This window comes from Streptomyces sp. MS06, from assembly GCF_047200655.1.
In the GTDB taxonomy this organism is placed as follows: domain Bacteria; phylum Actinomycetota; class Actinomycetes; order Streptomycetales; family Streptomycetaceae; genus Streptomyces.
This window is the reverse complement of the sequence record NZ_JBJZOJ010000091.1, coordinates 1-23,873: the sequence shown is the minus strand read 5'-3', so window position 1 is coordinate 23,873 and position 23,873 is coordinate 1. Positions and strand designations below refer to the sequence as shown.

Genomic DNA, 23,873 nt, shown 5'->3' with positions numbered 1-23,873 from the left:
TTGCTCATCGAGGACTTGAGAGGTCATCGATGAGCAACGGAGCTTCGTCCGTCTCGGACACGGGCCCGCTGACCAGCGCAAACGCAAGATCAACTAACCTTGCAACAGCCCTGGTCGTCGGGGTTCGCAATAAAACGACAGGAAAAGTCTCGATCCGTACTGCGGTGAACCACGACGGGGAAGCTCCCGATAGCTGGTCGCAGTGGGCCAAGGACGCTTTCGTGCAGGGCGAGGGCCACGCAGAGACGACCATCCTGAATGGCCTAAGGGCTGTCCCGTAAATGATCTTTGGTGTGCTGGGTGACCTGCTTGTTCCTGTGTCACCCGGCAAGTGCGAGGTTGTGCATTCGTGCGATGCCGAGCATGGCGTGGTGGATGCCGTCGCCTTTGAGACGGCAGTCGCGGAGGATCTTCCAGGTCTTCATGCGGGCGAAGACGTGCTCGACGCGGGCGCGGACCTTTCGGTGGGAGGCATTGTGCTCCTCTTTCCAGGCCGGCAAATCGCCCCGGCCGGGTTCGCGGCGGTGCGGAATGACCAGTCCGGTGCCGCGGTAGCCACCATCCGCGATGACCGTGGTGCGGCCGACTGCGTCCTTGGCGCCGGACAGCTCCCAAGCCTTGCAGTCGTTGCGGTTGCCGGGCAATGGGCGGCCGACCGTGACGATCAGCCGAGTGTCGGCGTCGATGACGACCTGGTGGTTGGTGGAGTATCGGTAGTTCTTCGACTGCTCGGCGACCTGATGGTCGCGGGTGGGGACCAGGGTGCCGTCCACGATCAGCACGGTGTCCTTGCGGAACCGCTTGCGTTACTGGAGGGCGAGCGCGGGTCCGAGGTGGTCGATGATCCGGTCGGCTGCGGACTTGGACACCCCGAACAGCGGCGCCAGTTGGCGCAGGGTCAGGTTCGTCCGCCAGTACGCGGCGACCAGCAGCACTCGGTCCTCCAGCGGCAGACTCCACGGCCGGTCCCTGCGTATAGGATCTGCCCCCTCGCGCCGGAGCGCGGCGATCAGCTTGCCGAACTGACGCGGGCTCAGGCCGGTGAACGGGGCTATCCAGGACGGCTTTGACGCCGTGATGACACCAGACACCGCAAGATCGTCCCATCCGCCCGGAGCCCCGACGTACTGGAGATCGCTGCCTGCCGGAATCTCGCTGGGCGGTCTCCTCATCGGCCGGTACCGTGCGGGTCAGGATCAGGAGGTGGGCTGGTGCGTCCAGTGCTGTTGGTGGATGTGGACGGACCGCTGAATCCGTATGCCGCGAAGCCGCATCGACGTCCCGAGGGATACGAGACGCACCGGCTGCTGACGCCGCGCTGGGAGACCGCCGAGCGGCGTCGGCTGACAGAGTGGGGGCTGCCGAACAAGCCGGTGAAACCGCTGCGTGTGTGGCTCAACCCGAATCACGGCCCGGCGTTGGACGCGCTTCCCTTCGACCTGGTGTGGGCGACGACGTGGGAGGAAGAAGCCAACGCCTTCGTCGCACCGGTACTGGGATTGCCCGAGCTGCCCTTCATCGCCTGGTCCTCGCCGCGCGCCGAGCCCGGCGGCGGTGTGTTCTGGAAGACGCCGGAGATCGTCGCGTGGGCCAAAGGCCGGGCGTTCGCTTGGATCGACGACGAGATCACAGAGGCGGATCGTGCCTGGGTGAACGAGCACCACGACGGTCCCGCGCTACTGCATCGGGTCGACCCCCGATCCGGCCTTGCCAACAACGACTTCGCCGCGCTGACGGCATGGGCGACCGGCCTGGACTGAATCCAGAACCAATCGAAAGAGTCTGCAGTGCGGTTCCGCACGATCATTACGGGACAGCTCTTAGCTGACGACGAAGAGATCGCGTTCGGTGCGGCTTCCCGCAATGTCTGCTGGAGCTGTCACTCGGCACTATCGTCGGACCCAGAACTCGTCATTGGTGGCCCGAAATTCCCCGGTGGTCCGAAAGCTTCACCGTTCCGGATGTTCTGGCGGGAGAGCTGATCAGGTCAATTCTCTGCTAGGGATGTAGGATGAGCTGGTGCGCGCGGCTAGAACTCCGCCCGCACCAGCTCTGTTTAGCGGTCTGAATCAGGGGTGCTGAGACATGTTTCCTCAGGTCGGCAGCGAAGTCATTGTCTCCTGCGAGCCAGCAAGCGCTCGAGTCGCCGCGGTGAGCGCTCGGTACATCACGCTGGAATGGCCTTGGAGAGTGATCGACAACTCCACGAATTTTCGATGGAGTGGAACAGTTGCACTTCCTCATGGCGAATTTAGCGAGGAATGGGTTCCGTACCAGCTCGAACCGGCGGCGTCCGAGCTTCGCGTGGGAGACGTCTGTGCGGTTTCCATTCCGCCGATGCGCCTCCATGTCGGGCATTACGAAGAATATGATCCTCCACGCAATCTAGGCTGGATTCCCGCGCCCATCGCTGGCATCTACGTGGTCCCACCGGAGAACTCGGAGCAGGAGGATGCGGGGTGCATGCTCTATCTGGGAGGTGCTGATCCCATTCGCGTGGACCCGGTCGAGGATTGAGGATTGTACATTCGGTGACGCGCCTGGCGTTGACAGGGGTATGGGGTCTGCTGAGTACAAGTAGGGGCGGAGTTATTTGAGGGAAATGTCAGGGGGTCCCGTATTTCCGCTACCGATAGCCGACCCTGACGAAAGCACGTGCCAGACTGATTCCGCTCTGATGGGATAGCCGGTGACGGTGACCCAGGCGCTTGACGGCAACATCTGTACGGTGATCGGTGTAAGTCCCGATCAGGAAGCGGAAGTTGATGACCGACGTGAGTGTCACCGAGACCGAGGGCCGGGCAGAAGAGCCAGCAGCCGGTGTGGATGACGAGCTGGTCGCCCGGCTGGTGGCGCGGGCCCAGGCCGATGGGCTGCGGCTGACGGGCGAGAGAGGTCTGCTGCAGCAGCTGAACGGGTGCTGGAGCCCGCCCTGGAGGGCGAGCTGACCGACCATCTGGGCCACGAGCACGGCGAGAAGTCCGAAGGCGGGCGGGAGAACTACCGCAACGGGCGCCGGGCGAAGACGGTGGTCACCGAGGTCGGCCCGGTCGAGATCGAGGTTCCCCGGGACCGGGCGGGCACGTTCGAGCCGATGCTGGTCAAGAAGCGGCAGCGGCGGCTCGGTGGGATCGACGAGATGGTCTTGTCGCTGTCCGCCAAGGGACTCACGCACGGGGAGATCTCCGCACACCTCGCCGAGGTCTACGGCACCGAGGTGTCGAAGCAGACCATCTCCACGATCACCGACAGCGTGGTCGCCGGCATGCTGGAATGGCAGAACCGGCCCCTGGACGCGGTGTATCCGGTGGTCTTCATCGACTGTGTGCACGTCAAGGTCCGGGACGGGCAGGTCGCGAACCGTCCTGTCTATATGGCGCTGGCCGTGACCGCCGAGGGCACCCGCGACATCCTGGGCCTGTCGGTCGGCGACGGCGGCGAGGGCGCCAAGTACTGGCTTCAGGTCCTCACCGAGATCAAGAACCGGGGGTGCAGGACGTCCTGATGCTGGTCTGCGACGGGCTGACCGGACTCCCGGACACGGTGAACACCGTCTGGCCTGCGACGATCGTGCAAACTTGCGTCGTTCACCTGCTCCGCAACAGTTTCAAGTACGCGGGCCGCCAGGACTGGGAGAAGATCGCCAAGGCCCTCCGCCCGGTCTACACGGCACCGACCGAGGAGGCCGCCATGGAGCGGTTCCTGGAGTTCTCCGAGGAATGGGGAGCGAAATACCCGGCCATCGTGCGGTTGTGGGAACGCGCCCGGGCGGAGTTCGCCCCCTTCCTCCAGTTCGACGTGGAGATCCGCAAGATCGTGTGCACGACGAACGCAATCGAGAGTGTGAACGCCCGGATCCGCAAGGCCGTCCGCGCCCGCGGGCACTTCCCCACCGAGCAGGCCGCCCTCAAGTGCGTCTACCTCGCGGTCATGAGCCTGGACTCGACCGGGAACGGCGCGAAACGCTGGACCAGGCGATGGAAGCCGGCCCTCCAAGCCTTCACATCGCCTTCGACGGCCGCCTCACCGCGACCCAGCGGTAACAGCCAACCCACGAGTTACACCACTCGCTGGACACACCCGGGTCAGGCGGCGGCCTCGTTCGGTGCCGTGCCCACCAGGTTTGCCGTTCGGTCCGCCAGCCCGAAGGCTCAATCGCCAGGCGAAACGCTCAGTTGCAACGAGTGAACACCATGAGTTTCTGATCAATAAGTCTCAAAAGCCCGACTCCTTCGCCTGGCTCCCGGTCGCGGACCGATACTGGATCTTGTACGGCTGAGGACACTTCGCTCCACCGCGACCGCGATGCTCACACTCCTCGAAGAACCCCCCGTCCCACGAGCCAGGGGTCATGACTTGCTGACCTCGCGGCCGATGCTGACAGGTTGCTGATCGTCAGCAACCCAGACCTTTGCTGAGCTACGCAAATGAGTGCACGGTCCCTCCAGGAGGAGCTCGCACAGGCTCGCGGGTGCGGCCGATCCAGTTCCGGCACATAGCGGGACTGGGCGGAGGGCACCCGCTTCGGCGAGGTCAAGGGCTACGACGCGCCTCGCTGGTTGCTTCCGAGCTGCCGCCCGTGCCTCTCAAGCCGCGGAGAAGGGTCCGCTGACCCGCGGATATGTCTGTCCAGAGGGGTTGGTGGCGCCTCAGGTCTCCGGCTTGTGCTCGGTGTCGAGGAGTTGGCGCAGCAGGGTGGCGTCGGTGTCGGACAGGGCGTCCGCGAAGCGGGCAAGCACGACCTCGCGGTCGGGGCGTTCCTCCAGGACGGTGCGCATGCGGCGGGCGGCGAAACCGGCGTCGTCGGTCACCGGGGCGTAGGCGTAGGCCCGGCCGCGCGGGGTGCGGCTGAGCAGGTTCTTGGCGTGCATGCGGGTGAGGATCGTGACCACCGTGCTGTAGGACAGTTCGCCGTCGAGGTGGTCGGTGACATCCCCGGGAGTCAGGGCGTCGTCCGCCTGCTGAAGCAGTGCGAGGAGTTCCGCCTCGCGGGCGCCGTTGGGTCGCCTGGGGCTCCGGTCCTGGGGGTCGGCGGCCATGGGGTTTGTTCTTCTCCCGCTCGTCTTCTACATTCGTGTAGAACTTCCACGGCAGTGCGGATCTCGCTGCCTCCTGAGTGTGCCACGCGCTCGCCCCCGGGAGCAGTCCGCACCCGGTGCCGCACCTGGCCGGAAAGGACCCCGGTGTTCCAGGCCCTGAACCCGCTCGACGCCACCTCGTTGCTCGCGGCGTTCGGAACCGCAGGCGGGTTCCTGGTGCCGTTCGCCGAGACCGGGGTCCTGGGCGGCCGCTTCCTGTCCGGTCAACCGCTGCCGTCGACCCCGCTTCCGCTCGTCGCCCCCGTCGCGGCCCTGTCCCTGCTTCCGCTGCTCCCGGGGGGAGTCCGCGCCCGCCGGCGCCCCCGCGGTGCGAGGGAGCCGAGCGGCAGGCACACCGGCTGACCGCCGCTCCCCGTCACACACCCTCCCCGGAGCCGGTGGCCGTGGCCCGGCCGCAGTACCGCCGGCGGCAGTCGCCCGGCCCGTCCACCACGGGGGCGCGCCTGCCGCGTCGGGCCGACCGGCCGCAGGCTCCGCACCGAGCAAGACCCGACCCGTCCGATCCCACCCAACCCAGATTTGGACCCCGATGAGCGCCATCAGTCTTGGTCAGTCCGTCGTCCTCGGCATCGTCGAGGGATTGACGGAGTTCCTGCCCGTCTCCTCCACCGGCCATCTGAAGATCGCCGAGGGACTCATGGGGATCCCCGTCGACGACGACTCCGTCGTCGCGTTCTCCGCCGTCATCCAGGTCGGTGCCATCGCCGCTCTGCTGGTCTACTTCTTCAAGGACATCCGCCGCTTCGTCACCGCCTGGGTCCGCGGGCTGCGCGACAAGGAGGAGCGCTACCACCACGACTACAAGTTCGCCTGGTGGGTGATCTACGCCACGCTTCCCATCGTGGTCGTGGGGCTCGCGGCGAAGCCGCTCATCGAGGGCCCGCTGGCCTCGTTGTGGGTGGTGGCGGGCTCGCTCATCGTCGGCTCCGGCGTGATGTGGGCGGCCGACCAGATGGGCCGGCACAAGCGCGGTGAGGACGACACCTCGTTCAAGGACGCCATGCTGGTCGGCACCTCGCAGATCCTCGCGCTGCTGTTCCCCGGCTTCTCCCGCTCGGGCGCCACCATGTCCACCGCGCTCATCCTCGACCTGGACCGGGTCGCCGCCACCCGCCTGTCGTTCTTCCTGGGCATCCCCGCCCTCACCGGTGCGGGACTGTACGAACTCAAGGACGCCCTGGGTGCCGGAGTGGGCGCCGCTCCGCTGGCCATCGGAACCGCCGTCTCCTTCGTCGTCGCCTACGCCACCATCGCCTGGCTGCTGAAGTTCGTCGCCACCCACTCCTTCAACGCCTTCGTCCTCTACCGCATCGTCGTCGGTGTCGGTCTGCTCGGTCTGCTGACCACGGGAGTCCTGACCGCCTGAACGCCTGACCGGGACGGCCGGTTCCGGGACTGCGCGGCCGGTGCCGGGTGCCCGGGGCGGACCCCCGTTCCCGACGCGGGCGTTCGGCACCGAACGCCCGCGGTACGGCCGCGACCGCGACCACCACGGGGCGCGGCGCCCGCCCGGGGCGCGACCGTGGACCGCGCGCCGCGGCCGGCCGCCGCCGGCCTCCTCGGCGACGACCGGCGTGAGCGCGCCGCGGCTCCTACGCCGAGACGCTGAGGTGGCTCCCGAGGCTCACGCCGGTGCCGGCGGTGCCGGCACCGGGGCCCGTGGCACGGGCAGTTCATCCGCGCGTCAACCTGAGGACAGGGACTTTTCGTCCCCGAGGACCAGCCTGTAAACGGCCAGCCGGCCGGCCGGCGCCCCGGCCGGATCCGGCCCCCTGTACGACGTCCTCACGGAGTTGATAGCCGATGCCCTCCCTGTCCCGCCGCCTGCTGTCCACCGCCGTCGGCGCGGCGCTGGCCGCTCCCGTGCTGCTGGCGCCCCCGGCCCAGGCCGCGGGTCGACCGTTCTTCTGCGGCCACGACCACCGCGCCACCCCGTACGCGCGGTACCTGTGCGCGCGGTCCGGTCAGATGCTGGACGTCCGGATAGGCGACGTGCACCCGACCCAGTCGGTGCTGGGCTACGACGAGGTCTACTACAAGCTCGGCCGCTCGACCCTCGGCAAGGACGAGCTCAACCACGCTCTCGACGACTGGTGCGAGACGGACGGCCGGGACGGCGTCGCCTCGGCGCAGCCGGACGCCACGCTGCTCGACCCGTCCTCCTTCACCTGCAAGATGGCGGTCGGCACCGAGACGTCGGAGAGCAAGGCCGAGATGAAGACCGTGGTCGTCGGGCCCGGCGGTCAGCCGTACCTGACCGACGGCCACCACACCTTCACGTCCTTCGCCGAGGACCCCATCGGCGGACTCGACACGCACATCCGGGTGATCGTGCAGGCCAACTACAGCAACCTGACCCGGCAGGAGTTCTGGAAGCGCATGAAGGCCCACAAGTGGGTCTACCTGCGCGACGCGCAGGGCAACCGGATCGGTGTCAACAAGCTGCCCCGGCAGGTCGGTCTGGCCGGCTTCCAGAACGACCCCTACCGGGGCCTGCTCTACTTCGGCAAGAAGGTCGGATTCCAGCCCGACTCCGTGCCCTTCCAGGAGTTCTACTGGGGCGGCTGGCTACGCGACGACAAGCCGGTCGACCTGTCCGGCTGGGACCGCGACGACTTCGACAGCTACCTGGCGACGGTCGAGGCGATCACCCGGGCCCAGGTCGACCACCCGAAGGACGCCGAGGTCGGCGACAGCGGCTTCACCGCCACCGAACTCGGCGCCCTCGACGAGTGGAACAAGGGCAAGGACGCAGACAAGGGCAACTTCGGCAAGCTGAGCAGGCCGTACACCGACGTCAAGCCCGGCAAGCTGGCCTACGCACTGCAGTACAAGGCCGTGCACCACCTGTCCTGACGCCCGGCCCTCGGCCCCCGGCCCCGGCAGCCGGGGCCTCGGGGCCCGTCGGCGCGGGCCGGCCGCGACGTGGTGGGCCGGGGCGGGTCGGCACCCGCCCCGGCCTGTACCGGTCAGGGGGTCGGAGAGGCGCTCCCCGGACCGGTCGTCAGGGGAACTGGAGCACCTTGGACGGGACGGTGTCCGTGCCCGAGGTGGGTGCGCCGGTGTCGTTGACGACGTGGGCGTACTGGCCCTGGCCGCCGAGGGAGATCACGAGCAGGTCGTGCATCTTGATCCCCGACTTGACGGGTACCTGGAAGCCGTGGGCCTGGACGATCGTCGGATCGGCCGTGAAGTTGCAGTAGCTGCCCAGGCCCCACGCCTCGTGGGTGTCCACGCTGTCGGCGACCTTGTAGGCCGCGTAGCCGACGATGCCGTCGTGGGCGATGGCGGCCGCGTTCGGGGCGTCGTACGCCTTCTCGTTCTGGAAGAAGATCGTCCGTCCGCGCTCTCCGCTCCAGTAGACGTCGTACTTGTTGAAGTGTTCGACGAACAGGCCGGTGGCGAGGACGTCGTCACCGTTGACCCGCAGGCCGTAGTCGGCCCGGTTGGTGTCCCAGCCGACGCCGCTGCCGTGGTCCGCCCGCCAGAGCCAGGTGTGGTCGATGATCACGTCGTCGCTGTTGACGACCACCGAGTTGGTGGCCAGGCCGGGGCCGGCGCCGCCGATGCGGACGAACACGTCCTGCATGGTGGTGGGGTCGGCGGAGTGGTCGGCGGAGGAGCCGGGCGTGCCGATCTGCAGCAGGGTGTCGGAGTTGACCGGACCGGCGTCGATGAGGAAGCCGGCCAGCCGCACGCCGTCGACGTCGGCCACGTGCACGGCGTCGACGCCGTTGTCCGGGATCAGGGTGGCGAGCCCGAGCCCGAGCACCACCGTGTCGGCGCGGTCGACCTGGATGGTCTGGTCGAGGTGGTAGACGCCCGGCGTGAACAGCAGGTTGAGGCCCTGGGCGAGCGCCGCGTTGATGGTGGCGGCGGTCGCACCCGGCTTCACCACGTAGAACCGGTCGAGCGGCAGGGAGGTTCCCGCGTCGGCCGGCCAGGACACGCCGCGGGCGTTGGTCCGCTTCGACGGGACGAACACCTTGTAGGTGTCACCGTCCAGGTAGAGGAAGGGCTTCTCCCGGGAGACCGGGGTGTTGTCCAGAGTGGTGTAGGGGCCGCTGTCGAAGTTGGTGGCCGGCGCTCCCTCGACGCCGGTGAAGGTCATGTTCCACACGCCGTTGGTCCAGCCGCCGACCGAGCTGTCGCGGGTGTACCACTGCTGCTGCGAGTAGGGGCCGACGGTGCCGTCGATCCGGGAGTCCGCGATGTAGCCGCCGGAGGCCCAACCGTAGCCGCTGGGGGCGAGGTTGAGGCCGCCCTTCACATGGATGCGGCGGAACGGCGCGGCCTGCGCCACGGCCCAGCGGTCGGTGCCGTTGGACGGGGTGATGGCCAGGTTCTCCGCCGAACGCCAGAAGTTCTGGGTGGCGTTGCCGTTGAACCAGCCCGCGTCGACGGTGACGTCACCGTTGATCTGGGTGTCGTCCGGGTCGAGGCCGAGTCCGGAGATCGAGGTGTAGAAGCCGATCTGGGCGTTGATGCCGTTGTAGGTGCCCGGCTTGAGCAGGAACTGGTAGCGCTCGGTGCCGAACTGGTTCGACTCCTGCTGGGCGAAGACGTCGTCGAACTTCTGCTGGAGGTTCGGGGTGGAGGGGTCCACGACGATCACGTTGGGGCCGAGGTCCCCGCCGCCCTGGACCGGCGGGACGCCGGTCGAGCCGGTGTGGACGGCGACCTCCCACAGGGAGTAGCCGTAGCCGGTGCCGCGCGCGGTGCCGTAGATCCGGACGTACCGGCCGGAGCCGCTGACGTCGTAGGAGGCGGTGCCGCCGGTCGCGCCGGTGACGCTCTTCAGCGTGTTCCAGCTCTGCCCGTCGGAGGACGCCTGGATCTGGAAGTCCTTGCCGTAGGCGGTCTCCCAGTTCAGGTCCACCTTGCACAGGTCCTGGACGGAGCCGAGGTCGACCTGCAGCCACTGCGGGTCGGCGGCCTGGCTGGACCAGCGGGTGGAGAGGTCGCCGTCGAAGGCGGCCGAGGCGGGGGTGCCGGCGTTCTCGGTGGAGGAGGCCGAAGCGGGCCTGCCCTCGGCGGAGTTGCCGGTGCCGCAGGACGGTTGGGAGCCGTCGGTGCTGCCGAACACCTGGAACTCCCAGAGGGAGTAGCCCCACTGGGTCGCGCGGTGCACGCCGAGCATGCGCACGTAGCGGCCCTGGCCGGACACGTCGAGGGTGTCGATGCCCCCGTCGCCGCCGGTCACGGTCTTGAGGTCGGTCCAGGTGCTCGCGTCCGGGGAGATCTGGACCTTGTAGTCCTTGCCGTAGGCGGCCTCCCAGTTCAGGACCACCTGGCTGACGGTGGCGGTGGCGCCGAGGTCGACCTGGAGCCACTGGTCGTCGGTGGCGGCCGAGGACCAGCGGGTCCCGGTGTCCCCGTCGACGGCGTCGGCGGCGGTGGTGCCGTAGTTCTCCTCCGAGGACGCGGTGGCCGTCTTCCCCTGCGACAGGGGTGTCCCGGCCGCGGCGGCCGCTGTGTGGGTGAGGGGGAGGGCGATCAGCGCGGCCACGGAGGCCAGGGCGACGCCCAGGGATCTGAATCTCATACGGGTCCCTGCGGGTGGGGTTGGACGAGGGCGTGCGGCGGCGCACGCCGGACTGTGCCGTGCCGGACCGCGCGTCCGGGCACAGCAGCAAGCACCGCCGTGTTAGTTCAAGACTTGAGTTAACTAGTGATTTCGAACGCATGGCAAGCCCTCGGCAGTGAGTGAAATGCGTTCGGCGCGAGTCCTGTTGGGCCTGCGGGGGGTGCGGAGCGCCGCCACCTCGGACGTCTCGACTGTGCAGGGCCGCGAAGGGATCACTACTTAACTCAAGCCAAAAGAAAATTGCGTCCGATCGCTTGACCAGTGCATGACCCGCGGGCATGGTCGGAAGGCGCTCGCCCAGGACCGGACCCCCACCCCCGCCGGTGTCGAGCCCGCGGACCGACGCGACCGCCCGACCGGGCGGGCGGCGCCGGCCTGCCCTCAGGCCCCGAGCCGCCCCGCCCTCTTTCGGCGACCCCACCCGTCAGGAGCCCCCGTGCCCAGACCTCTCCCCACCTCCTCCCCGCCCCCGCACAGCTCCCCACCCCTCCGCACCGCTCCACCCGGACGCGCCGCGAGGTGCCTGCTCGCCCTCGGCGTCCTCCTCGCCTCGGCCCTCGCCACCCTCACCCTCGCCCCCCGGGCGCAGGCGGCGGACACCCTCCTGTCCCAGGGGCGACCCGCCACCGCCTCCTCCCGGGAAGGCGACGGCTACGCCGCTGCCGCCGCCGTGGACGGCGACCTCACCGGCACCCGATGGGCCAGCCAGTGGAGCGACCAGCAGTGGATCCAGGTCGACCTCGGCGCGCGGTCCCGGCTCAGCAGGGTCGTCCTCACCTGGGAGACCGCCTACGGCAAGGACTACGAGATCCAGGTGTCCGACGACGGCACCGACTGGACCACGGTGAGGAAGGTGACCGGCGGCGACGGCGGCACCGACGACCTCGCGGTGTCCGGAACCGGCCGCTACGTCCGCATGCAGGGACTGAGCCGCTCCAGCGGCTACGGGTACTCCCTGTGGGAGTTCCAGGTCTACGGATCGGCCGACGGCGGCACCCCGCCGCCCACCGGTGCCGTGAAGGTGTCGGGCAGCCAGGGCGACTGGCGGCTGACGGTGGGCGGGCAGCCGTACACGGTCAAGGGAGTGACCTGGGGCCCGGCCAACTCGGACGCGGCCACCTACCTGCCCGACGTGCGCGCCATGGGCGCCAACACCATCCGGACCTGGGGCACCGACGGCTCCACCGCAACCCTGCTGGACGCCGCCGCGGCCAACGGCCTCCACGTCATCAACGGGCTCTGGCTGCAGCCCGGCGGCGGCCCCGGAGCCGGCGGCTGCGTCGACTACGTGACCGACACGACGTACAAGAACAATGTGCTCAGCGACTTCACCACCTGGGTCGACGCCTACAAGGACCACCCGGCCACACTGATGTGGAACGTCGGCAACGAGTCGGTCCTGGGGCTGCAGAACTGCTACAGCGGCAGCGCACTGGAGGCGCAGCGCAACGCCTACACCTCCTTCGTCGACGAGGTCGCCGTGAGGATCCACGGCATCGACCCCGACCACCCGGTCACCTCCACCGACGCGTGGACCGGCGCCTGGGAGTACTACCGGCGCAACGCACCCGACCTGGACCTGTACGCGGTGAACGCCTACGACCACGTGTGCGACGTCCGCCAGGACTGGATCGACGGCGGCTACACCAAGCCCTACCTGATCACCGAGACCGGCCCGCCCGGTGAGTGGGAGGTGCCCGACGACGCCAACGGCGTCCCCGACGAGCCGACCGACGTGCAGAAGGCGGACGGGTACACCCGCGCCTGGAACTGCGTCACCGCGCACCAGGGCGTCGCCCTCGGCGCCACCCTGTTCCACTACGGCACCGAACACGACTTCGGCGGCATCTGGTTCAACCTCGTGCCCGACGGCCTGAAACGCCTCTCCTACTACGCCGTCAAGCAGGCGTACACCGGCTCGGTGTCCGGCGACGACACCCCGCCGGTCATCAGCGCCATGTCCGTCGACCCGGCCTCCGCGGCCCCGGCGGGCGGAGAGTTCACCGTGCACGCCGACGTGCGGGACCCCGAGGGCGATCCGCTGTCCTACAAGGTCTTCCTCAGCGGTGTCTACGCCGACGGCGACAGCGACCTCGTGGAGGCCTCCTGGCGCTCCACCGGTGACGGCACCTTCGCCGTCACCGCGCCGCAGAAACTCGGCGTGTGGAAGGTCTACCTCCAGGCCGAGGACGGGCACGGCAACGCCGGCATCGAGACCAGGTCGGTCCGGGTCGTCGCCCCGCCGGTCGACGGCACCGACCTCGCGCTGAACCGCCCGGCCACCGCCTCCTCCTCCCAGCAGTCCTACGGCGACTGCCCCTGCACCCCCGACCTGGCCGTCGACGGCCGCGCCGACACCCGCTGGGCCAGCGACTGGAGCGACCCGCAGTGGATCCAGGTCGACCTCGGCGCGCGCCGTTCCCTGCGCACCGTCCGGCTCGTCTGGGACCCCGCCTACGCGCGTGCGTACTCGGTCCTGGTCTCCGACGACGCCACCGACTGGCGGACCGTGTACTCCACCACCGCCGGAGGCGGAGACGTCGACACCGTGAACGTCTCGGCCACCGCCCGCTACGTCCGCCTGCGGCTGACGGCGCGCGGCACCAGCTGGGGCTACTCCCTGTACGACTTCGGCGTCTACGGCTGACCTGACGAGACCTGACCTGACCAGACGGGACCTGTCCCGACCTGTCCTGACCTGACCTGACCTGACCTGACCTGCCGTCCGGTCGGCGGCGGCACCGCGCGCGCCGCGCTCTTGCCCCGCCGCACTTCGGCCGCCGCCGACCGGCCCCACCAGCCGCGGGCCCCCGGCACCACCCGAGCAGCCCGCCCCGGCACCACCCGCGCACGAGGCCTCCGCACCGGGCGGACCCCGTACGCGGCCCGTCATCCACCCGACCGACAGGAGACCCTGACATGAGAGCGAGCCCCAGGCCGCTGCCCGCACTCCTCCTCGGCGCCACCCTGCTCACCGGAGCCCTCGGCACCGGAGCCCTCGGCACCGGAGCCCTCGGCACCGGAGCCCTCGGCACCGGAGCCCCCGGCACCGGAGCCCCTGGCGGCACCGGCCCCGCCTCCTCCGCCGACGGCGTCCACGCGGCGCAGGTGTCCGCGCAGGTGTCCGGCGACGACCCGGACGGCGACGGCTACATCCTCGCCGATCCCCAGGTCACCGGCGTCACGCCGTCCACGGCCAACCCGCCCCCGCGCTACTTCCACGAGTTCCAGGCCAACTGCGCGGTCTCGCACACCGGCCCCGACGACCCCATCGTGTTCCCCGGCCTGCCCGGCGCCTCGCACGACCACACCTTCCTGGGCAACACCAGCACCGACGCGTACAGCACCACTGCCTCCCTCGACGGCGGCGACACCGCCTGCAAGGCACCCGCCGACGCCTCGGCGTACTGGATGCCGTCCCTGTACGACGGCGACCGGAAGGTCCTTCCCGCCGGCCCCCAGGTCATCTACTACAAGGCCGGTGTCACCGACTACACCAGCGTGCGGCCCTTCCCCAAGGGGCTGCGCTTCATCGTGGGCAACCCGCTGCAGGGCCCCGACGGCTTCCGCGACAACCCCGGCTGGGTGGAGGGATGGGAGTGCGGCAACAGCTACAAGAACGTCGACTTCCCCGCCGACTGCCCCGCGGGCACCCAGCTCAACATCCGGATGCAGGCGCCCAGCTGCTGGGACGGCAAGTACCTCGACACCCCCGACCACCGCAGCCACATGGCGTATCCGGTGGTCAAGCCCGGCACGAACGACAACGTCTGCCCGGCGGACCACCCGGTCGCGGTGCCGATGATCGAGTTCAAGATGGCGTTCCCGGTCGACGGTGACATGTCCCAGGTCCACCTGGCCAGCGGCCGCGGCTACACCTTCCACTACGACTTCATCAACGCCTGGGGGGACCGCACCCTCAAGGCCCTGGTCGATCACTGCATCGTCGGCGGACTGCAGTGCGACGCCCACGGCTACGACCAGACGCACCCGGAGGAGGGAGCCGCGCTGAACAGCGACTACCGGCTGCCCTGACCGAACGCCGGCGGGGGCGCCGCGCCACCGGGACCACCGGGGCGGGACCGGGCGGGGTGCCGACCGACCCGCCGAGGCGTAGCGTCCCCCTATAGGCGGGACCGGTGCGCCGGGCGCGGTGGCGGCGCGGGACCGTGCAGCGGCGGCCGCACGGGATCCCGCGCTCCCACCGGGCAGGAGGTGCCACATGAGCGGCGCGGGTGGCACGCGGGACGAGGCGGGCGGCAGGAAGGAAGACGCGGGCGGCAGGAGGGAAGAGACGGACGCGTTGGCCCTCGCGTTCGTGGAGACGGTGCGCCGGACCGGCGCGTCCATCGGTGCCCTGTACCTCTTCACGCCGGACGAGCAGCATCTCACCCTCGACCTGCTGTGCGGATCCACGACCGACCTGGTGACGCCGTGGCTCCGGATACCGGTGACCGCGCCGACCCCGGTGGCGGAGGCGGCGCGGGAGGACCGGCTGGTGTGGGTGGCCAGCCAGGAGGAGATGGCCCGCACCTATCCCCGCACCGCGATCGCCGTCCCCTACCCGCTGACCCTGGCCAGCGCTCCGGTCACCGGAGTCCGCCGGTGGGGCAGCCTGATGCTGATGTGGCCCGCCACCCGTCCGCCGTACATGACCCAGAGGGAGCGGGGGAACATCGCTGCCAGCTGCGTCAGGCTGGCCCGGCTGGTGGAGGAGGCCGTCGAGAGCGGAAGGCCACCGGTCCCCGGGGAGCGCCCGCGGGTGCTCCCCGCCGACCTGGGGCAGCGGTCGACCGGCCCGGCGCTGGCCGCGGCCGACTTCGTGGAGCGGCTGCCCGGGGGCAGCTGCGCACTGGACCTGGAGGGGCGCTTCACCTACCTGAGCAGCGGCGCCTGCGAGCTGCTCGGTGCCGAAGCAGGGCAGCTCAACGGCACGCTGCCTTGGCAGTCGCTGCGCTGGCTCGACGACCCCGCCTACGAGGACCGCTACCGCGCGGCGGTGATCAGCCGGGTCCCGGTGGCCTTCACGGCGCTCCGCCCGCCGGACCAGTGGCTGGAGTTCCACCTCTACCCGGACTCCAGCGGCATCAGTGTGCGTATCGTGCCCAGCGGCTCGGCTGCCCCGCCCGCTCCCGCGTCCCCCGACCCCGTCAAGGCCCTCCGGCCGAGCCGCGCGGGCCGTCTCTACCAGCTCATCCACCTGGCCGCCTCGCTCACCGAGGTCGTCGGTGTCCAGGATGTCATCGACCTGGTGGCCGACCAGGTGATGCCCGCCTTCGGCGCCCAGGGCCTGGTGCTGTCCGCCGTCGAGGCGGGGCGCCTGCGGATCACCGGCTACCGGGGCTATTCCCCGGAGAGCATGGCGCAGCTGGACAGCCTGCCCCTCGACACCGCGTTCACCCCGGTCGGACAGGCCATGAGCAGCGGAGTCCCCGCCTTCTACCCCGACGCGGAGGAGATGCGCCGCGTCTACCCCGAGGCCACCAGGGTCAGCGGCAAGCAGGCGTGGGCCTTTCTGCCGCTGATCGTGTCCGACCGGCCCGTCGGCTGCTGGATCCTGTCCTTCGACCGGCCGCACCCGTTCTCCGCCGAGGACCGCGCGGTCCTGACCGCTCTCGCCGGACTCGTCGCCCAGGCGCTCGACCGCGCCCGCCTCTACGACACCAAGCACGAGCTGGCCCGCGACCTCCAGCAGGCACTGCTGCCGCGCACCCTCCCCGAGATCCCCGGCCTGCGGGTCGCCGCCCGCTATCTGCCCGCCACCCGCGGCATGGACATCGGCGGGGACTTCTACGACCTCCTCCCGCTCGACGGCACCTCCGTCGCCGCGGTCATCGGCGACGTGCAGGGGCACGACGCCGCGGCCGCCGCTCTCATGGGGCAGGTCCGCACCGCCGTCCACGCCCACGCGACCAGCGGCGCCACCCCCGACCGTGTGCTGTACGAAGCCAACCGCCTGCTCACCGATCTAGGGGCCGACCTGTTCACCAGCTGCCTCTACGCCCGGCTCGACCCCGCCGCGGGCCGGGTCTGCCTTGCCAGCGCCGGACACCCCCCGCCGATCATGCGGCTGCCCGGTGGCGACACTCGCCCGGTCGACGTGCCGCCCGGGCCGCTGCTCGGCGTGGACACCGACGCCGACTTCCCCGTCGCGGAACTCCCGCTCACCCCCGGGCTGATGCTCGCGTTCTACACGGACGGCCTGATCGAGCGACCGGGGGTGGACCTGGACGACGCCATCGCGGGACTCGCCCGCCATCTCGCCCACATCGACGACCGCGACCTGGACACCCTCATCGACACCCTGGTGGGGAAGGCGGGCAGCCACTGGCAGCGCACGGACGACCTCGCCCTGCTCGTGCTGCACTACTCGGGGCGAGGGTGAGCACCGCCCCGGCGCGGGTCCGGCCGGCGGCGGTCCACGGCTCCACCGTCGGGCAGGTGCCGGAGCCGTGGACCGGCCGGGGCGCGGAAGGACCCCGCCGCACCGAGGCTCGGCGCGGGCTCACGCCAGGGAGAGGAACAGTTTCTCCAGGCGGGCGCGCATGGCCTCGGGGTCCTCGCCGTCCTTGCGGCCGGACTCCATGTCGATGACGCACTGCTGCAGCCCGGTGGCGATGATCGCGAAGCCGGCGCGGTCGAGGGCGCGGGAGGCGGCGGAGAGCTGGGTCACGACATCCTCGCAGTCGCGGCCTTCCTCGATCATCCGGATCACTCCGGAGATCTGGCCCTGCGCTCGGCGCAGTCGGTTCAGTACGGACTTCAGGTCCGCGCCCTCAAGTTCCAGTTCCACGATCACTCCCGGTGATATACCCCAAGGGGTATTGTACGTCCCGATTCGGTTCCTCGTCGACCGGTGGGTCCATGAGTCCCGCCTGCCGCAGCAGCAGCCGCGCCAGGCTCCGCGCCTCGTCGGCGGTGAGCGCTGCCCACGTCCCCGGTTCGCCGCCCCGGTCGCACCCCACGTCCAGCGCCACCCGGTTGATGGGTCGGTCGCCCGGGGCCAGTCGCAGGCCCCGCACGGCGATGGTCCGGCCGCAGGCGGTCACGAGAGAGGTGTGCGCGGTCCCGGTGGGTCGGTCGCGTCCTGCCGTCGCCATGGGGCTCACGCTCCTGAGTCGAGTCGTCGGGGCCCGAGCGGTTTCGCTCATTGATACCCGGCGGGGTATCAGTGACAGCGTCGTGCGCGGCCGCCTTGTTCCCCCCGGAGGGCCGGAACCGTGACCGGGCGGAGTCTGCGCCACCCATCGCGCCGCCGCCGAGTGCGAGCACGTTGCCGCACCTCCGCCGGTGCGGTGGGCGACGGCGCGTCCGCCGATCCCGGGGGAGGCCCCCACGAAGGCGGTCGCCGCGGTGTGCGAAGGGTCGCCGCCGCGTATCCGGCACGCGAGGCCCGCCGGCGGCCCGTGACATGGCTGCCGGTCGGGGTGCCGGCGGCGACGGAGCACCGCGGGCACGCCGGGCCGCTCGGCGGGCCGGATCCGGCGCGGTCGAGCACGTCCCGACCGGAGCCGGTCGGATGTGGCCCGTGGCGGTGCCCGGTCCCGTGGCGGTGCCAGGGCCTGCGGTGGTGTCCGGGCCTGCGGTGGTGTCCGGGCCTGCGGTGGTGCCAGGGCCTGCGGTGCTCAGGACCCGTGGCTCGCTCGGGCCGGCCCGCGCCCCGCCTTCTTGGGCGCCTTACCGGTCCCCGCCCGTTGGGGCGGGAAGCGGGAGCCGCGCGCCGGACGGTGCGCGAGCCTCATTCCCTGTCCGCTCGGCAGCCCCGAGATCCTCCTCGGTCCTCGGCGAAGGGCGCGGCGGCCGGACGCCACCCCTGTCACCCCGGCTCCTGCCGCCCTTCCGGCCGCTCACCCGGCGGCGGGCTGGATGTTCTGGTTGGCGTGGAAGAAGTTCTCCGGGTCGTAGGTGTGCTTGACCGCGGCAAGCCGGTCGTAGTGGCCGCGGTAGGTGGCCCGGACCCGTGCCGGACCCTCGTCGTCACCGATGAAGTTGACGTACGAGCCGCCCATGGAGTGCGGGTGCAGGTCGGTCCAGTAGTCGACGCACCACTGGCGGATCAGGTCGGCGTTGGCGGGGTCCGGGTCGATGCCGCCGATCACACCGGACCACACCGCGTCCCGGTACGCCCAGGCAGTCTCGTCCGCGCCTACCTGGTGGGCGGCGCCGTCGACCGGGTACAGGTGCATGGTCGACAGGTCCGTGGGGAGGTTCTGCCCGTACTTCTCGTGCACCGCGACCGCCTCGTCGGGGATGCCGTCGAAGAAGTCACCGCGCCAGTACCACTGGAGCCCCTTGGGGATCAGCGCGTCGAACATGGCCTGCACCGCGGGGTAGGGCATCGGCGTCGCGAAGTGGAAGGCCGGCGGGGCCGGAGTGCCGACTGCCGCCAGCGCCTTCTCCATGCTGCCGTCCTCCAGGTCGCCGGTGTAGCACCACACGACCCCGCACATCTTCTGCCCGTGGATCTCCTCCGGGAACGGGGGCCCCGGCGGCACGGCCAGAACGGCGAAGAACCCGCTGAGCTCCTCCGGCGCGGCGGGAAGGAAGTCCCGGTACCACTGGAGCACCTCGCGGGTGCGGTTCACGGGCCACACCGTCACGGCGAGGCCGACCGTGTCCACCGGGTGCAGCCGGAAGGCGAAGGAGGTGACCACACCGAAGTTGCCGCCCCCGCCGCGCAGCGCCCAGTACAGGTCCGGGTGGTTGTCCTGGGAGGCGGTGACGAAGGTCCCGTCGGCCAGGACGACGTCCGCGGACAGCAGACTGTCGACTGTGAGGCCGTACCTGCGGGTGAGGTGCCCGTGGCCGCCGCCCAGCGTCAGTCCGCCCACCCCCGTGGTCGACATGATCCCCGCGGGTACGGCGAGCCCGAACGCGTGGGCGGCGTGGTCCAGGTCCCCGAGCTGGCAGCCCCCGCCCACCTGCGCCGTACGCGTGCTCGGATCGATCCGTACCCCGCGCATGGGCGAGAGGTCGAGGGTGATGCCGTCGTCGACCAGGCACAGGCCGGGACCGCTGTGGCCGCCGCCGCGTACGGCGAGATCTCGACCGGTCTCCTGTGCGAAGCCGAGCACAGCGCGCACGTCGGCCACGTCCACGCACCGGGCGATCACCGCCGGGCGTCGGTCGATCATGGCGTTGTAGATGCTGCGGGCCTCGTCGTAGCCGGGATCCGCAGGAGCGAGGACAGGTCCCCGCAGGGATTCGCGCAGGTTGTCGAGCGCTGTCTGGCTGATCTCACCCATGTCCGCACACCTCTGACTGCCATCGGTGACGCGCGGATGGACGGACGCGCGACGTCCGGGCGGACCGCGGGGGCGAGGTGCGGGAGATCCGATCCGCGCCAGTGGATCGGAGCGACGAGCCGGAGGCCCACCGCCCGTCTCCCAGTCTCTCCCACACCGGCGTCCGCCGCACACCGTAGGGCGCCGGTCCGCCGCGAGAGCGGCCGCCCGGTACGGGGCACGCGGGCGCGCCCGCCCCGCCGCACGGCCGGAGCCGCCCGGTGCGCGAGACGAAAGGGGGAACCACCCCCTCCGCTGGGCGAATTGACGATGTATCGTCACCTCGCGCCGTGCAGCCCGCGGCGTGCACACCGTCGTCCTCCGGCGATCCCGCGATGCTCGTTTCCCTGGTCAGGCCGATGCGGGGGACTCGCCGCCGCGGGAGCGGCGGAGCACCGAGTCGCCCAACGGAGGCCGCCCATGTCCCACGCTCTCTGCAGGGCCGCCCGCGCCTGCCCGGCCGCCGCCTTCGGCGGCGCGCTGCCGTCTCCCGGAAGCGGAAACGGCGTCGTCCTCGCGATCGGAGCCGGTGCGGCGGTGCTCGCCCTGTTCCTGGCCGCGGCCCTGATCCGGCGGCGCCGGACCCGAGCCGGAGAGGCTGCCGCGCCGGACGGGGCGGTGGCGGAGAGCAGCACCGGGGCGGCGGGCGAGCGGGAGGGGCGTGAGCGCGAGCCGGGCGAACGGGAGTCGGGCGAACGGGAGTCGGGCGAACGGGAGTCGGGCGTGCGCGAGCCGGGCGAACGGGATTCGGACGAGCGCGAACTGGGCGCGGCGGTGGCAGTGCCGCTGGCCCGTGCCGTCGCGGAACTGGTGACCGCGGTGCCGGGACTGTCCGCCGAGGAGCCGTCCACCGGCGGCACCCCGGTGCGCGGACGCGTGCGCTGCGCGGGCTCCGCACCGGTGACCGGCGCCGCCCTGACACTGATCTCCCTCGAAGGGCGCCAGCTCGGCCGGTCCGCCACCGACGGGGACGGGGCCTACCACCTCACCGCGCCGGGACCGGGAACCTACGTCCTCATCGCCGCCGCGGACGGCCGCCTGCCGCAGGCGACCACCCTCGTCGTCGGGGACTCGCCGATAGCCCGGGACGTCGTCCTCGACTCGGTCAACGGCCTCACCGGGACGGTCCGCTCGGCGGCGAGCGGCACGCCGCTCGCCGGGGCGGTGGTCAGCGTCACCGACGGGCGCGGGGAGCTCCTCGCTACCGAACGTACCGACGAGCAAGGCGAGTTCACGGTCACCGGCCTCGCCCCCGGCGCGGTGACGCTGTCCGTCACCGCACCGGGCCACCGGCCGGTCGCCCTGGCCGCGGAAACGGCCGGCAGCGGTATGACCCGGCTCGATGTCGAGCTCCGGTCCGGCGTCCCCGTCCGGGGCACCGTGCGCGGGGCGGGCGTTCCGCTCGGCCACGCCCGGGTCACGCTGGTGGACGCCGCCGGGACCGTGGTGGCCACCACCACGACCGGCTCCGACGGCGCGTACGCCTTCGCGGACGTGGACCACGGCGCGTACACGGTGATAGCGACGGGCTATCCGCCGAGGGCCTCCGGGGTCAGCGTCGACGGCAGCGGTGTCGCCGCCCACGACATCGAACTGGCCCGCGCGTCCCGGGGCGACTGACCGCCGGTGCCTCCGGCGCTCGCGGCCGCCCCCTCCGGTGGACCGCCCTCCCGCCCCGGCCACGGGCACTGTCGGCACACCGCGCGGCGGGCGGGCGAGCCGGCATCGGTGGGCGCCTGCGGCAGCAGCCGCCGCAGGCACCCCGTGCTCGCGTGACGGGGCAGCTCCCGCGGCGCCCCTTGCTCGCGTGATGCGGCAGGCCCGTCCGGCGCGGGCCCGGCGCTTCCCCGCATCTGGCCGTGTGTGATGATCGGTCCGCGCCCGCGCACGCACCCTCCCTCGGCGGGCCGGGACACGAGGAGGCCGGGTGGCGGCATCAGAGGTTCGGAAGCGGTCGACCGGGCTCGGAGTGCCTGCCCTCGTGTCCATCGGCATCGGCGGCATGGTCGGTGGCGGGATCTTCTCGGTGCTGGGGCTGACCGTGCAGGTCGCGGGAGCCGGGGCCTACGTCTCCTTCCTCGTCGGCGGTGTCGTGGCGGCCCTGACGGGAGTGTCGTACTCCCTGCTGTCGGTTCGGGTCCGCAGCCGCGGGGGTACCGCCGCCTTCCTCGACCGGTCCTTCGGCCCGCGGGTGGCGGGACCGCTGAACCTCCTGCTGTGGCTGAGCTACTTCGTGATGCTCGGGCTCTACGCCGTGGCCTTCGGCTCCTATCTGGCCGCGCTGCTGGGCCTGTCCGGCGGCTGGCACCGCCTGCTCGGCAGCGCCGTCGTGATCTGCTTCGCCGCGCTCAACATGGCCGACGCCCAGATCGTCGGGCGGGCGGAGGCGGTGCTCGTCTACTTCAAGGTGGCCGTCCTGCTGGTCTTCTGCGTCGGCGGGCTGGCCTTCGTCGACACCGCCCGGGTCGCGCCGTCGGCGTTCCCGCACGGCGGCGCCATCCTCTACGCCGGAACGCTGATCTTCCTCGGCTACGAGGGCTTCGAACTCATCGCCAACGCCGCCGAGGACGCCGCGGAACCGGAACGCACCCTGCCGCGCGCCTACCTCATCTCCCTGGGCAGTGTGATCGTCCTGTACGTGCTGGTCGCCTTCGTCGCGGTCGGCAACCTCACTCCCGGGCAGATCGCGCACGACCGGGACTACGCCCTGGCGGTCGCGGCCCGGCCGCTGCTCGGCCAGGCGGGATTCTCCCTCATCGCGATCGCTGCGGTGGTCTCCACCGCGAGCGCCATCAACGCCACCCTCTACGGCACCGCCAAGTTCACCTACCTGATGGCCCGCCACGGCGAACTTCCCGAGCACCTCGCCGAGCCGGTCTGGCACCGCCCGATCGGCGGGCTCATCGCCACCACCCTCGGCACCCTCCTGGTCGTCAACCTGGTCGACATCGAAGGCATCAGCCTGATGGGGTCGGCGGGCTTCCTGATCGTCTTCGCCGCGGTGAACGTGGCCGCCGCCCGCGTCCCGGACGCGCGCACCGCCGTGCGGATCGCCGCCGGTGCCGGAGCGGTGGCATGCGTCTGCTGCCTCCTAGCACTGACCGCGTACGCCGCCGCCAACATTCCCCGGCAGCTCGGCGTGTTCGGCGCCATGCTCGGCACCGCCGTGCTGGCCGAGGCGGTCATCCGGGCCCGCGGGCGCGCCCTGCCACCCGGAAGCGCACCGCACACCGCCGAACGCGAGCGGTGAGGCCGCGATGCGGTTGCGCGATGTCACGGCCGACGACGTCGAGGCCTACGTACGGATGCGTTGCGACCCCGCCATGATGGCCGAGCTGGGCGGTCCGCTGCCGAGGGAGGGCATCGAGGCCAAGGTGCGCAGGGACGCGGCCGAAGCGGCCGCGGACGCCTCCTGGATCAAGATGATCGTGCCCGATCCCGCCGTCCCCGGCAGGGTGGCGGGATCGGTGGTGCTGTGGTCGCACCCGGCAGCCGACGGCCCGATCTCCGAGGTGGGCTGGATGGTGCTTCCCGAGTTCCAGGGGCAGGGCTGGGGAAAGCGCGCCGTGCGCGCCCTGCTGGAACGGGCCCGTGAAGCGGACCGCTGGGGCGAGGTGCACGCCTTCCCGGGAATCGGCAACGAGCCATCCAACGGCATCTGCCGCTCGCTCGGCTTCCGGCGCCTCGGCGAGACCGACGTGCCCTTCGCGGACCGGGTCCTGCGCTGCAACCACTGGGTCGTCGATCCGCGCACGGATCTGGCCTGAGGCTCATGCGGCCGTCCACGCCGTGGACTCTGGGAGACGCACCCACCGGTCTCCCGCCACCGAACCACCGAAACCGCCACGGCGCCGGGACCGCCACGGCGCCGGGACCGCCACGGCGCCGGGACCGCCACGGCGC

The 23,873-nt window shown here is 71.1% G+C and carries 15 protein-coding genes and 2 pseudogenes; 12 read left to right on the top strand and 5 right to left on the bottom strand.

Going from position 1 to position 23,873, the window contains the following annotated elements:
- Positions 1 to 320: 320 nt before the first annotated feature.
- A pseudogene (locus ACL02U_RS31175) lies at positions 321 to 1,091 on the bottom strand (transposase).
- A 117-nt stretch (positions 1,092 to 1,208) separates the two neighbouring features.
- On the opposite strand from ACL02U_RS31175, the gene ACL02U_RS31170 reads away from it, so the two are divergent.
- The 3 genes and pseudogenes from ACL02U_RS31170 to ACL02U_RS31160 all read left to right on the top strand — a co-directional run.
- Entirely contained in the window at positions 1,209 to 1,760 is a 552-nt protein-coding gene (locus ACL02U_RS31170) for an HAD domain-containing protein (RefSeq protein ID WP_307680365.1), read from the top strand.
- A gap of 430 nt (positions 1,761 to 2,190) precedes the next feature.
- Complete coding sequence (locus tag ACL02U_RS31165) at positions 2,191 to 2,517, top strand: hypothetical protein (RefSeq protein WP_412794351.1); 327 nt, start codon at positions 2,191 to 2,193, stop codon at positions 2,515 to 2,517.
- A gap of 248 nt (positions 2,518 to 2,765) precedes the next feature.
- Positions 2,766 to 4,002, top strand: a pseudogene (locus ACL02U_RS31160) (IS256 family transposase); the annotation flags it as partial.
- 647 nt (positions 4,003 to 4,649) lie between these two features.
- Here ACL02U_RS31160 and ACL02U_RS31155 read toward each other — a convergent pair.
- Positions 4,650 to 5,039, bottom strand: a complete 390-nt coding sequence (locus ACL02U_RS31155) for a BlaI/MecI/CopY family transcriptional regulator (RefSeq protein ID WP_412794350.1) — start codon at positions 5,037 to 5,039, stop codon at positions 4,650 to 4,652.
- Positions 5,040 to 5,183: 144 nt separating this feature from the next.
- On the opposite strand from ACL02U_RS31155, the gene ACL02U_RS31150 reads away from it, so the two are divergent.
- The 3 genes from ACL02U_RS31150 to ACL02U_RS31140 all read left to right on the top strand — a co-directional run bounded on the left by ACL02U_RS31150 (position 5,184) and on the right by ACL02U_RS31140 (position 7,955).
- Positions 5,184 to 5,441 carry a hypothetical protein gene (locus ACL02U_RS31150; protein WP_412794349.1) on the top strand — a complete coding sequence of 86 codons (258 nt, stop codon included), beginning with the start codon at positions 5,184 to 5,186 and terminating at the stop codon, positions 5,439 to 5,441.
- Between the two features lie 187 nt (positions 5,442 to 5,628).
- On the top strand, positions 5,629 to 6,465 hold the full coding sequence (locus ACL02U_RS31145) for an undecaprenyl-diphosphate phosphatase (RefSeq protein WP_412794348.1): 837 nt from the start codon (positions 5,629 to 5,631) through the stop codon (positions 6,463 to 6,465).
- A 437-nt stretch (positions 6,466 to 6,902) separates the two neighbouring features.
- Positions 6,903 to 7,955 carry a ParB/Srx family N-terminal domain-containing protein gene (locus ACL02U_RS31140; protein WP_412794347.1) on the top strand — a complete coding sequence of 351 codons (1,053 nt, stop codon included), beginning with the start codon at positions 6,903 to 6,905 and terminating at the stop codon, positions 7,953 to 7,955.
- A 148-nt stretch (positions 7,956 to 8,103) separates the two neighbouring features.
- On the opposite strand, the gene ACL02U_RS31135 is transcribed toward ACL02U_RS31140, so the two are convergent.
- The gene (locus ACL02U_RS31135; RefSeq protein WP_412794346.1) at positions 8,104 to 10,644 is read right to left on the bottom strand and encodes a discoidin domain-containing protein; all 2,541 of its coding nucleotides are present in this window, start codon (positions 10,642 to 10,644) and stop codon (positions 8,104 to 8,106) included.
- Between the two features lie 565 nt (positions 10,645 to 11,209).
- Here ACL02U_RS31135 and ACL02U_RS31130 point away from each other — a divergent pair.
- The 3 genes from ACL02U_RS31130 to ACL02U_RS31120 all read left to right on the top strand — a co-directional run bounded on the left by ACL02U_RS31130 (position 11,210) and on the right by ACL02U_RS31120 (position 17,071).
- Positions 11,210 to 13,333 (top strand): discoidin domain-containing protein, encoded by a 2,124-nt coding sequence (locus ACL02U_RS31130; RefSeq protein WP_412794352.1) that lies wholly within the window; start codon positions 11,210 to 11,212, stop codon positions 13,331 to 13,333.
- A gap of 272 nt (positions 13,334 to 13,605) precedes the next feature.
- Complete coding sequence (locus tag ACL02U_RS31125) at positions 13,606 to 14,721, top strand: DUF1996 domain-containing protein (protein ID WP_412794345.1); 1,116 nt, start codon at positions 13,606 to 13,608, stop codon at positions 14,719 to 14,721.
- A 187-nt stretch (positions 14,722 to 14,908) separates the two neighbouring features.
- The gene (locus tag ACL02U_RS31120) at positions 14,909 to 17,071 is read left to right on the top strand and encodes a SpoIIE family protein phosphatase (RefSeq protein ID WP_412794344.1); all 2,163 of its coding nucleotides are present in this window, start codon (positions 14,909 to 14,911) and stop codon (positions 17,069 to 17,071) included.
- 120 nt (positions 17,072 to 17,191) lie between these two features.
- Here the strand turns inward: ACL02U_RS31120 and ACL02U_RS31115 are convergent, their stop codons facing one another.
- Together ACL02U_RS31115 and ACL02U_RS31110 are read right to left on the bottom strand one after the other, a co-directional pair.
- Positions 17,192 to 17,479 (bottom strand): metal-sensitive transcriptional regulator, encoded by a 288-nt coding sequence (locus tag ACL02U_RS31115; protein WP_412794343.1) that lies wholly within the window; start codon positions 17,477 to 17,479, stop codon positions 17,192 to 17,194.
- A 1,054-nt stretch (positions 17,480 to 18,533) separates the two neighbouring features.
- Positions 18,534 to 19,931, bottom strand: coding sequence for an FAD-binding oxidoreductase (locus ACL02U_RS31110; protein ID WP_412794342.1), 1,398 nt, complete (start codon positions 19,929 to 19,931; stop codon positions 18,534 to 18,536).
- Between the two features lie 459 nt (positions 19,932 to 20,390).
- Between ACL02U_RS31110 and ACL02U_RS31105 the strand changes: the two genes are divergently transcribed.
- From ACL02U_RS31105 to ACL02U_RS31095, 3 genes are all read left to right on the top strand, one after another.
- A complete protein-coding gene (locus ACL02U_RS31105; RefSeq protein WP_412794341.1) occupies positions 20,391 to 21,590 on the top strand; it encodes a collagen binding domain-containing protein in 1,200 nt (399 codons plus the stop codon).
- Positions 21,591 to 21,897: 307 nt separating this feature from the next.
- Positions 21,898 to 23,220, top strand: coding sequence for an APC family permease (locus tag ACL02U_RS31100; RefSeq protein ID WP_412794340.1), 1,323 nt, complete (start codon positions 21,898 to 21,900; stop codon positions 23,218 to 23,220).
- 7 nt (positions 23,221 to 23,227) lie between these two features.
- Positions 23,228 to 23,737, top strand: coding sequence for a GNAT family N-acetyltransferase (locus ACL02U_RS31095; RefSeq protein ID WP_412794339.1), 510 nt, complete (start codon positions 23,228 to 23,230; stop codon positions 23,735 to 23,737).
- The last annotated feature ends 136 nt before the right edge of the window (positions 23,738 to 23,873 follow it).

Coding starts and splice junctions, on each gene's coding strand:
- ACL02U_RS31155 (WP_412794350.1), bottom strand. CDS start 5,039: ATGGCCGCCGACCCCCAGGACCGGAGCCCCAGGCGACCCAACGGCGCC.
- ACL02U_RS31145 (WP_412794348.1), top strand. CDS start 5,629: ATGAGCGCCATCAGTCTTGGTCAGTCCGTCGTCCTCGGCATCGTCGAG.
- ACL02U_RS31140 (WP_412794347.1), top strand. CDS start 6,903: ATGCCCTCCCTGTCCCGCCGCCTGCTGTCCACCGCCGTCGGCGCGGCG.
- ACL02U_RS31135 (WP_412794346.1), bottom strand. CDS start 10,644: ATGAGATTCAGATCCCTGGGCGTCGCCCTGGCCTCCGTGGCCGCGCTG.
- ACL02U_RS31125 (WP_412794345.1), top strand. CDS start 13,606: ATGAGAGCGAGCCCCAGGCCGCTGCCCGCACTCCTCCTCGGCGCCACC.
- ACL02U_RS31120 (WP_412794344.1), top strand. CDS start 14,909: ATGAGCGGCGCGGGTGGCACGCGGGACGAGGCGGGCGGCAGGAAGGAA.
- ACL02U_RS31110 (WP_412794342.1), bottom strand. CDS start 19,931: ATGGGTGAGATCAGCCAGACAGCGCTCGACAACCTGCGCGAATCCCTG.
- ACL02U_RS31105 (WP_412794341.1), top strand. CDS start 20,391: ATGTCCCACGCTCTCTGCAGGGCCGCCCGCGCCTGCCCGGCCGCCGCC.
- ACL02U_RS31095 (WP_412794339.1), top strand. CDS start 23,228: ATGCGGTTGCGCGATGTCACGGCCGACGACGTCGAGGCCTACGTACGG.